Raw genomic sequence first — 1,998 nt, 5'->3', positions numbered from 1 at the left:
AAGATTTATTAGCAATATTAAAAGAAACGAAAGGGATTAAAATAGGGATGGTTGAGTATAAAGTGTTAAAGTACGAACTTAATTATTTTCGTCATCCGAAAAAATCGGATACAGAGAGAGAGTTACATATAATAGTACAACCTATGTATATGTAATAAAATATAATAATAAAAATCACTGATTCAGTTTTGCAAAGTTTCATAGAGTATGTAAGAAAAGAGAGTGTTGTAAATGTTCTCTTTTCTTATGCTTTGTGAGTTCGTTCATCATAGTATATGTTTTCAGTTATAGATGGTTAATAAACGAAAAAATTTAAAACTTTTTTGTTTGGGTAGGGATTTTATATATGAATAAATATACTATGAAGTATTTTTTATACGAATATTGGAGGAGTATAAAATGAGTTTAGCTAGTTACATAGGCTGTAATGTAGAAATTCCGTTAACGGTTCCAGATTCTAATGATGTAATTGTTTTTGGACCGTGTTTTTCAGATGAAAGTATGCTTGAAATTGTACAAGAGTATCAATTCCAAACAAATTTCACATATGAGGTTTCAACTAGTTGGGGAATTGAACTTGTCGAGTGGCAAAACGTAAAGGAAAAAAAAGAAGCGAAAGAAAAACTTTTAACTTTATGCAAGATTATGGAAGGCTATTTGGAAGATGGAGACTATTTCGAATTATTTAGTTGTTGGGTTGGTGATGAAGGTAAGGAACGAGTAGGGGAATTGAAATTAAAAATAAATCATTTTAATATAGATGAATTATGTATTCCAGAAAGAACATTAGTTAGGATAGAAAAATAAAATTTGAAATATTTTTTAGAAAAAGGCGATTTCACTTTGTGTGAAGTCGCTTTTTAGTTGTTATATGTATTTCATTTTACATAAGAAATGAGAAGTTTATTTGATAAAGGAAAAAGAAAGTATAGAGGTAAATAAAATTGTGTTTTTTGTTAAAAAATAATAAGTATGGCTCTTCTCAAAAGAACGTAAGTTCGTGTATAATAAGAACTAATGTTCCTTAGAGGGATAACCTAATTATAATTTAGAAGTAAATCCGAGTTTAGTGAGTATTAAAAATAACTAAGGGATAGTATGACTAAATAAATGTATAAATGATCAAGGAGATAAAAAATGAACGATGTAAAGATACAAAAAGAAGAAAGAGAGTGGGTTCCGTTTACAGTAATATCCGAACAACTTTTAAATTTAAATATGAGAAAGATTATTGGAGAGAAATTAAAAGTACAAAAACCGCTTTTAACAAATGAAGCAAAAGAGAGAATTTCTGATAAATTATTAAATTCATTACTGTCTGAGAAAGAAATATTGGTAACATATTTTGAAGATGGCTACATATTAACAAGCTACATGACAGTTGTACATATTAATCCGGTAAAACAAATTGTAATTTGTACAGACGCCTTTTATAAAACTTACGTATTTAACGCTATGGATATTATTGAAATAACGTAAAAGAAGCTGAATATTAAATGGCAGCTTCTTTTATTTCTGATTTATGAAATAAATAATACAAGAAAAAGCAGCTAGCTTCGTGCTAGCTGCTGAGCCCCAGGGAAAGGGAGAAAAAGATAGGGTACTCCAAAATCAACAAGAGCTGTCAAACAGCCTGATTATAGTATAGACAAATTAAAATTTTCTATACAGAAGGTTAAACATAAGATTAGGCTGTACCCACTTGGTTTTGATCTGCAAGGTCAGAATCAAATGTATTGGTCGCGCTAACACCGCTAAAAGTATTAACAACAAAACCAACGTTTGATGCGCCGGAGCCATTATAAGCTTTCGTATTTTCTTTCGGAGAAACGTTGTAGAAATCACCTAAGTTAAATGAACCATTACTATTTTGTACAACTAAATTTCCTACAACTGATGGCATAATTTTCACCTGCTTTATAATAAGTTGTTAACATTACTATATGGAGTTATAGTCCAGATGGTTCATACAATAAAAATTGTGGGATAGTAAAACGT

General features: G+C 29.5%; 3 protein-coding genes. 2 read left to right on the top strand and 1 reads right to left on the bottom strand.

What is annotated here, in order from left to right; genetic code table 11:
- Positions 1-399 precede the first annotated feature (399 nt).
- The gene (locus DN403_RS30805; protein WP_000050522.1) at positions 400-807 is read left to right on the top strand and encodes a hypothetical protein; all 408 of its coding nucleotides are present in this window, start codon (positions 400-402) and stop codon (positions 805-807) included.
- 330 nt (positions 808-1,137) lie between these two features.
- A complete protein-coding gene (locus DN403_RS30800; RefSeq protein ID WP_098437207.1) occupies positions 1,138-1,479 on the top strand; it encodes a YolD-like family protein in 342 nt (113 codons plus the stop codon).
- A 208-nt stretch (positions 1,480-1,687) separates the two neighbouring features.
- Here DN403_RS30800 and gerPF read toward each other — a convergent pair whose 3' ends face one another.
- Complete coding sequence (gene gerPF / locus DN403_RS30795; RefSeq protein ID WP_001141569.1) at positions 1,688-1,903, bottom strand: spore germination protein GerPF; 216 nt, start codon at positions 1,901-1,903, stop codon at positions 1,688-1,690.
- Positions 1,904-1,998: the final 95 nt, after the last annotated feature.

This window comes from Bacillus sp. AY2-1, from assembly GCF_008368965.1.
Classification (GTDB): Bacteria; Bacillota; Bacilli; order Bacillales; family Bacillaceae_G; genus Bacillus_A; species Bacillus_A thuringiensis_S.
Note: the sequence above shows the minus strand (reverse complement) of the source record. Positions and strands in the feature narration are given on the sequence as shown.

Excerpts from the sequence above, each read along its gene's own strand:
- DN403_RS30805 (WP_000050522.1), top strand. The coding sequence starts at position 400 with ATGAGTTTAGCTAGTTACATAGGCTGTAATGTAGAAATTCCGTTAACG.
- DN403_RS30800 (WP_098437207.1), top strand. The coding sequence starts at position 1,138 with ATGAACGATGTAAAGATACAAAAAGAAGAAAGAGAGTGGGTTCCGTTT.
- gerPF (WP_001141569.1), bottom strand. The coding sequence starts at position 1,903 with ATGCCATCAGTTGTAGGAAATTTAGTTGTACAAAATAGTAATGGTTCA.